At 69.4% G+C, this 7554-nt stretch carries 8 protein-coding genes; 4 read left to right on the forward strand and 4 right to left on the reverse strand.

The genetic code is table 11. The features are described from left to right. Nucleotides 1-23: 23 nt before the first annotated feature. A complete protein-coding gene (locus FNH05_RS03740) occupies nt 24-980 on the reverse strand; it encodes a LysR family transcriptional regulator (RefSeq protein ID WP_144585848.1) in 957 nt (318 codons plus the stop codon). Nucleotides 981-1100: 120 nt separating this feature from the next. Here FNH05_RS03740 and FNH05_RS03745 point away from each other — a divergent pair, with 120 nt between their 5' ends. Further along, the gene (locus tag FNH05_RS03745; protein WP_144585849.1) at nt 1101-1970 is read left to right on the forward strand and encodes an alpha/beta fold hydrolase; all 870 of its coding nucleotides are present in this window, start codon (nt 1101-1103) and stop codon (nt 1968-1970) included. Next, nucleotides 1967-3376: an MFS transporter gene (locus tag FNH05_RS03750; protein ID WP_144585850.1), complete on the forward strand. Its 1410-nt coding sequence runs from the start codon at nt 1967-1969 to the stop codon at nt 3374-3376. Before FNH05_RS03745 ends, FNH05_RS03750 begins: the two co-directional genes overlap by 4 nt. A 78-nt stretch (nt 3377-3454) precedes the next feature. On the opposite strand, the gene FNH05_RS03755 is transcribed toward FNH05_RS03750, so the two are convergent. The 3 genes from FNH05_RS03755 to FNH05_RS03765 all read right to left on the reverse strand — a co-directional run bounded on the left by FNH05_RS03755 (nt 3455) and on the right by FNH05_RS03765 (nt 5626). Then, complete coding sequence (locus FNH05_RS03755) at nt 3455-4363, reverse strand: NAD-dependent epimerase/dehydratase family protein (protein ID WP_144585851.1); 909 nt, start codon at nt 4361-4363, stop codon at nt 3455-3457. Between the two features lie 36 nt (nt 4364-4399). After that, the gene (locus FNH05_RS03760; RefSeq protein WP_144585852.1) at nt 4400-4885 is read right to left on the reverse strand and encodes a nuclear transport factor 2-like protein; all 486 of its coding nucleotides are present in this window, start codon (nt 4883-4885) and stop codon (nt 4400-4402) included. Nucleotides 4886-4996: 111 nt separating this feature from the next. Next, nucleotides 4997-5626 (reverse strand): TetR/AcrR family transcriptional regulator, encoded by a 630-nt coding sequence (locus tag FNH05_RS03765; RefSeq protein WP_186382364.1) that lies wholly within the window; start codon nt 5624-5626, stop codon nt 4997-4999. Nucleotides 5627-5721: 95 nt separating this feature from the next. Here FNH05_RS03765 and FNH05_RS03770 point away from each other — a divergent pair, with 95 nt between their 5' ends. Continuing rightward, on the forward strand, nt 5722-6459 hold the full coding sequence (locus tag FNH05_RS03770; protein WP_144585854.1) for an SDR family NAD(P)-dependent oxidoreductase: 738 nt from the start codon (nt 5722-5724) through the stop codon (nt 6457-6459). A gap of 177 nt (nt 6460-6636) precedes the next feature. Then, on the forward strand, nt 6637-7554 hold a 918-nt coding region (locus tag FNH05_RS03775; RefSeq protein ID WP_144585855.1), incomplete at its 3' end, for an SDR family oxidoreductase.

A 7554-nucleotide genomic window follows, 5' to 3' on the forward strand; every position in this document is an offset into this window, starting at 1 on the left:
CGCTTCCACAGTGGACCCGCCGGTCAGGAGGCGCCAAGCCCCCGTTGCCACTCAGTGGCAGCCGGGTGCCGGGCGAGCAGATCGTCGAGCCGGGTACCGACGTCCGGGCAGTTCTGGCGCACCACCGAAAGGAATGCCGCGAGCACGGGCGAGGAATCGTCGGCCCGGAACGACATCTGCAGATCCGGCAGCCGGAACCGGGGCTCGACATCGCAGAACCAGATGTCGTTGCGGGCGATCAGCCGCATCCGGTTGGGGCCGAGCCCGACCCCGGCGCAGCACGCGGCCAGCCCGGCGATCGTGTGGATATCGCGTGCCAGCGCGGCGCCGTCGAGAACGGTGGGATCGAACTCGAACACCTGCCGCAGGTAGGAGGCTGCCGCATCCGGGCTGACCACGAGCGGTTCCTGCGCCAGCTGCCCGGCGTCGACGGACTGGCGCCCGGCGAAGGGATGCGCCACCGAGACCACGGCCACCAGGTGGTCCGCGCCGATGGGCACGGTGACCAGGTCCTCCGCTCCGGCGCCGCGAGGGCCGCCGCGCCCCACCGCGACGTCCAGCTCACCGGCGAGCAGGGCCGCCGACGCGGTCGGCGTGTCCAGTTCCTGCGTGGTGAGCCGGACTTCCCGGTGAGTCCGGCGGAACCGGCCGATCACTCCCGGCAGCGGGGCGAGCAGTGCGGATCCGATGAACCCGATCCGCAGCCGTCCGGTCTCCCCGCGCGCCGCGCGGCCCGCATCGACCCGGGCGAGGCTCATCTCGGAAAGCGCGTTGCGCGCCCTGGCGAGGAACGCATCCCCGGCCGCGGTGGGAAAAACCCCGCGCGAGGTGCGGTCGAAAAGCCGCTCGCCGACCTCCCGCTCGAGCGCGGCGATCTGGGTCGACAGCGGCGGCTGGGCGATGCCCAGCGACGCGGCGGCGCGGCCGAAATGCTGGTGCTCGGCGAGTGCCAGTGCATAGCGGAGATGACGGGCTTCCACACCGTGCATAATACGCATGAAGTATCACGGGAGCATTCGTAATATATGACAGTAGATAGGCGGGGCGGTCCTGGTGTGACCTGGTGTGGTCCTTGACCGACGCTTCCGAAGGGCCCCGAAATGACCCGTCCATCCTCGTCCGAAACCGTCGTGCTGCTCGTGCACGGCGCCTGGCACAACGGCCTGCACTGGACCTCGACCCAGCGCGCACTGGGCCACCACGGCCTCGCCGGCATTGCCATCGACCTGCCCGGCAGCGGGCTCGACGCGCCCGTTCCCAGCGGGTACTTCCAGCCGGGCCAGCCCGGGCTCGCGAGCGAGAAGTCGGCGCTGTGTGACGTCACCATGCAGGACGCCACCGATGTTGTGCTCGAGGCGCTGCTCAGTGCCCGCACCCGGTACCGGAACGTGGTCCTCGTCGCGCACAGCGCCGGTGGGGCCGCGGTGTCGGCCGCCGCGGAGCAGGCTCCCGAACTCGTCGACCGCCTCGTGTACCTGTCCGCGTTCGTGCCCGCCGGCAGGCCCCGGTTCGCCGACTACATCGGGGCCGAGGAGAACGCCGGCGCCGTCCAGGTTCCGGGGATCGGTGATCCCGGGGAGCTCGGCGCGTTCCGGATCAATCCGCTCTCTCCCGAGACAGCGGTCACCGACGTCATCCGGCGGGCGTTCCTGAACGATCTGCCATCGGACGGCTCGGACTCGTGGCGGCAGTTCCTGCACCCGGACCACCCGTATTCGAGCTTCACCACGCCGGTTCCGCTCTCGGCGGAGCGCTGGGGGCGGCTCCCGCGCTCCTACATCCGCTTGACCGACGACCTCGCCTTGCCGCCGGTGACCCAGGACCTGATGATCTCCGAGGCCGACCAGGTGACGCCGGACAACCCGTTCGAGGTGCGTTCCCTGCCGGGCGGCCACTCGCCGTTCGTGACTCGGCCGGAGGAGCTGGCGAAGATGCTCGCCGCCATCGCTCTGCTACGGCCCGCCCGATGACCGCGTTGCGTTCCCCGACGGCGGCCCGACGACTCCTCCTGCCGATCATCCTGTCCGGCACCTTCGTTCAGCTGTTCAGCGTCACGGTGATGCAGGTGGGCGTGGTCGACATCCAGCGGGATCTGGGCGCCGGGGCCGGCGAGAGCCAACTGGTTCTCGCCGGCTACACCCTCACCTACGCCTGCTCGCTGATCGTCTCCGCGCGGCTCGGAGACCGGTACGGCTACCGGAAGATGTTCATCGCCGGAATGGCGCTGTTCACCGTCGCCTCGATCGGGGCGGCCGCGGCGCCGGAAGCCTGGTTGCTGATCGTCGGGCGCCTGCTGCAAGGGTTCGGCAGCGGGCTGATGGCACCCCAGATCCTGTCCATCATCCAGTCGGCGGTGCCCCCGAACCGCCGGCCCGCCGCGTTGAGCGCCTTCGGCGCGACCATGGCGGCGGCCTCGCTCGCGGGCCCGGTGCTCGGTGGGGTGCTGATCCAGCTCGACCCGCTGGGCCTCGGCTGGCGCGCGGCGATACTGCTGACCGTTCCGATCGGGATCGCCGCCCTCGCGCTCTCGCCCAGGCTGCCGGCCATGCACCGTGAACAGGCAGCACAACGTGTCGATCCGGTGGGGGCGACGCTGAGCCTGCTGGGCTTGTCCCTGCTGGTCCTCACCCTGACGACGGGGCGGGACAGCGGCTGGCCGTTGTGGACCTGGGTGAGCCTGGCGCTGGCCGTGGTACTGCTGACCGGGTTCGCGATTTCCCAGCGCAGGGTGGCCGATCCGCTCGTTCATCCGTCCACATTGGCCGATCGGGCGACGCGGTGGGGGCTGGGTGTCGTCCTGGTGTTCAACGCCGGAGTACCGTCCTTCACGCTGCTGCTGTCGATGCACCTGCAGGGCGTGCAGGGCTGGAGTCCACTCCGGACCGGGCTCAGTGTGACCCCGTACGCCATCGGGGCGCTGGCCGGCAGCGCGATCGCGAACAGCCTGAGCCGGCGCTTCGGCCCGTGGGCGCTCGCCGCGTCCTCGCTGATTCTGGGACTGGTGTCGCTCGTCGTTCCGGTGACCATCGGCGACCACAACCTGCTGTGGGTGTACTGGCTCGCGCTGTGCGTCGGCGGCGCCGCTTTCGGAGTGTTCACCGCCTCGGCGTTCACCCAGGTCATCGCCAGGGTCCGCCCCGAGGCCGCGACCTCGGTATCGGGCCTGCTCCCGACGGCACAGCAACTGGGCGGGACGCTGGGTGTCACGTTCGCCGGCATCGCTTATACGGCACCCACCGGGAACTCCGGGCAGGCGCTGTGGCACGCGATGACCTACGAGGCGGCAGCGTTCGCACTGGCCGCCGTCTTCGCGGCCGGTCTGGTCGGCCGCACGACTCGAAAGGCACCGGCACGACCCGGCCCGGCGACCTGCTGAACCGCCCCGGTCGGGTCCGTCTCGGCACGAGCCCTGAGCCGGCTTTCCGGCTCAGGGCTCGTGCCACTCGCGTTTGGATCACGGCAAGGGCATGTCGTGTTCGATCCAGTGGGCGATGGAGGGACGTGAGGGGCGCCAGCCGAGGGCACGTGCCCGGGTGGCACGCACGCGGCTGTTGGCGCCGAGCGCGTAGCGGGTGAATCCTTCCCCCCACACGGCCGCGGCGGAGTCCAGATCCCACGGTTCGACCGGCCCGAGACCCAGCCGCCGGGCGATCGCCTGCCCGATCTCGGCGAACGAGGCGTCCTCACCGCCCTCCACGAAGTAGAACCCCGCGGCTTCGGGCTCGGTGAGAGCCAGGTGGTAAAGGTCGGCCATGTCGTCGAGATGCACGGTCGACCAGCGGTTGAGGCCGCGTCCGACCACGCGGACGGTTCCACTGCCGAAGGCCTGCGTGACCAACGGCGGGATGAGCACGGTCTGCGGGCGGGGGCCCGTGCCGTTGCCGTAGATCAGCGAGTTGCACAGCACGACCGTGCGCAGCCCGCGCCCACCAGCATCGACGACAGTGGTGTCGATGGCGTGCCGGGCCCGTCGGATCTCGTGGTTCCCCGGGCTGAAGGGCACAGCGTCGTCGAAGACGGTCGTTGAGGCGCTTTGCCCCTGGGCGTCATCGCCGATGACGCTGGTTCCACTGGTGTGGACCAGGATCTTGCCCGAACCGCGCAGCGCACCGATGAAGGTGTCAACGGCGCCGCGGTGATCACTGTGTGCGGTGTTGACGACCGCGTCCGCCCGCCTCGCTTCTCGCTCGAGCAGGGCGGCGTCGTCGAGGTCACCGACGACCGGTTCGATGCCGGCGGCGGCGAGGGCATCGACAACTCCGGGGGTGCGGGTCAATCCGCGCACGGTGTGCCCTTCGTGGATGAGGCGTTGGGCGACGGCTCCGCCGATATAGCCGCTCGCGCCGGTGAGGAAGACGTCCATCTTGAGTCCTTGCCTGAGTTTATCCGGGTGGGTGGTCTAGCTGCGGAATCTGCCGGCCGCGCGGAGGGCCTTGTCGAGCGGCATGCGCTGCCACTGGTCGCCGAACTCGTCGATGCGGGTGATACGGCCATCGTGCACGGTCACCAGCAGACAACGGGAGATGTGCAGCGGGGTGCCGTCCTCCAGATCGCCCGAAGCGGTTGCTGCCATGGTGAAACCGCCACGGTCGACCCTGAGGGACCAGATCCGGTCGGAGTGGCCACGGACCACTTCCTTGGTCGCGCGCAGCATCCGCAGCATCGCGCCCGCGAGCTCGCCACCGGGCAGCGACATCGTCTCGGGGTCGAAACTGTGCCAGACCTCCACGGTCTCGGCGAACAACTCGTCGAATTCGGGGTCGACTCGCGTCAGGCTGTACGTCTGCGCGAATCGGGTGGCGATGGTGTGAACGGGGGTGTTCACCGCCATCGCCGGCGCCGGCAGGCTCCTGAGCTCATTCCTGGTCGCTTGATCGTCGGTCACGCCCGCAAGGTACAAAAAGAACCGAGTCCCGGCCTATTTTCTTTGCCGTTACGGCAAAGCCACTTTCCGAGGGGTTCGAGCAGGGCTCCGGCGCGAACGAGCGCCGCCGGCTCAGTCGGCCGCGGCAGCCGGCTCCTGCTCGGAGCCGGGGTTCGAGTTCCGGGCCGCGTGCTCCGGACTCGAGTTCGCGGCGACGGACTTGAGTTCCGTCGCCACGCCCGCGATCAGCTGGACCAGTCCCGTATCGCCCGGGTCGGTCAGCCACCGATCGAACGCGGTCACGAACGCGACGGTGGCACACTCCGCCGCGATGGCCGCAGTGGTCGCCGGCACGCCGCGAGCCACCATTCCGCGGCTCAGCGCCGCGCTGAGCGAGGACGTCTTCAGCAACTCGCGCTCACGAAGGTTCGGATTTCCGGCGATCACCCGCGCGCGCCGCGACAGAAAGTCGCGGCGTGATTCGAACACGATCGCGACTCTCACGTACGCGGCCGTCGCCATGTCCAGCAGAGGCGCTTCGTCCATGACGGCGATCTCTTCGAGGACACGGGTTTCGAGGTCTTTGGCGCCCGCGAAAAGCACTTCGCGCTTGTCCGAGAAGTGCCGGAAGAAGGTCCTCTCCGTGACGCCGGCACGCGCCGCGATGTCGGCGATGGTCGTCGATTCGTACCCCTGTGTCTCATAGAGGTCCAGGGCGGCGGCGACCATGCGACCGGACGCGTCGGGTTCCCAGCGGCTCACCACCTCACGATAGCTGATGTCACATGATGACATCAGCGTGTACGGTGATGTCATCATGTGACATCACGATGGGTGCATGACGACAAGAGGGACGAATGAACTTCACCGGCAAGACGGTGCTCGTCACCGGGTCCGGTTCCGTCGGAGGACTCGGCCACGTCACGGCCGGACTGATCGCCGCCAGGGGCGGAAACCTGGTGCTCACGGGACGCGACGCGGGGGCGGGGGAATCAGCGCTGCGGGAAATCGTGGACGCCGGCGGCGAAGCCCGCTTCGTCGAGGCTGATCTCACCACCCTCGACGGCGTGCGCGCCCTCGTCCACGAAGTGAAGGCCGTGGACATTTTGATCAACAACGCGGGACTGGTCCCGTTCGGCCCCGCGGAAACACAGGACGAGGACGTGTACGAGGCGGTGTTCGGCGTGAACGTGCGGGCGGCGTTCTTCCTCACGACCGGCTTCGTCGCCGCGATGCGGGCACGGGGAGGCGGAAGTGTCGTCAACATCAGCTCGATGGCCGCGACACGCGGCCTACCCGATCTTGCGGTGTACGGGGCGACGAAAGCGGCGCTGGAGTCGCTGACTCGCAGCTGGGCCGCGGAATGGGCACCCGCCGGGATCCGCGTCAACGCGGTGGCGCCGGGGCCGATGACGACGGCCAAGACGGTCGCCGCCCTGGGTCCGGAAGTGGGCGGCATGGGCAAGACCACCGCATTGGGCCGAGTCTCCGACCCCACCGAGGTCGCGGAGGTGATCGCCTTCGTCGCGAGCGACCAGGCGAGCTACCTGACGGGCGCGGTGGTCGCGGTCGACGGAGGACGAACAGCGATCTAACCCCCGGCGGAAGTCGCCCTGGCAAGCGGGTTCGGGATACGCAAGGCGCCTTGCCATGATGACAGAATCTGACATCAGAGTGATGACAGAGACCGACATGAATGCTACGGTGATGTCACTAACTGACATCAAGGTCCTCGCCCCCGGCGGGGAGCCCGCAGCAGAAGGAACACACCCATGCGCGTATTCGTCACCGGAGCCTCTGGCCACGTCGGCTCCGCCGTCGTTCCCGCACTCCTCGAAGCGGGACACCAGGTCATCGGGCTGGCCCGCTCGGACAGGTCGGCCGCCGCGTTGACGGCTGCCGGTGCCGAGGTGCACCGGGGCGACCTCGACGATCCCGGCAGCCTCGCCGCGGCCGCCGCCGCAGCCGACGGCGTCATCCACCTGGCCTTCAAGCACGACGCCATGTTCGCCGGCGACTTCGACAGCGCCGTCGCGGCGGATCTGCGCGCCATCGACACGCTCGGCAACGCGCTCGCCGGCACCGGCAAGCCTTTGGTGACCACGTCGGGAACCATGCTGCTCGCCTCCGCGGGGCTGGAAGACGCCGCCACGGAAGCCGACGCGATCGACGCCGGACCGCGGATCGACGCCGAGAACACGGTGGTCGCACTTGCGGAACGCGGCATCCGCTCGTCCGTCGTCCGGCTTGCCCCGACCGTGCACAGCACGCTGGACCACAACGGCTTCATCCCGACCCTGATCTCCCTCGCCCGGTCGAAGGGCGTCTCCGCTTATGTCGGCGACGGGGCCAACCGCTGGCCCGCCGTGCACACGCTCGACGCGGCACGCCTGTACCGGCTGGCACTGGAATCCGCGCCGGCCGGGTCACGGCTGCACGCCGTCGACGACGAAGGGATCACCTTCCGCCAGATCGCCGAGGGCATCGGCCGCGGACTGAACCTGCCCGTGGTCAGCATCCCGCCGACCGAAGCCGAAGCCCACTTCGGCTTCCTCAGCGGCCATGCCACGGCCGACAACCCGTCCTCGAGCACGCTGACCCAGAACCTCCTCGGTTGGAAGCCCTTGCAGCCCGGCCTCCTCGACGACCTCGCCCAAGGCCACTACTTCGGCGCCCCGGCCACCACACAC

It is taken from the genome of Amycolatopsis rhizosphaerae (assembly GCF_007713715.1).
In the GTDB taxonomy this organism is placed as follows: domain Bacteria; phylum Actinomycetota; class Actinomycetes; order Mycobacteriales; family Pseudonocardiaceae; genus Amycolatopsis_E; species Amycolatopsis_E rhizosphaerae.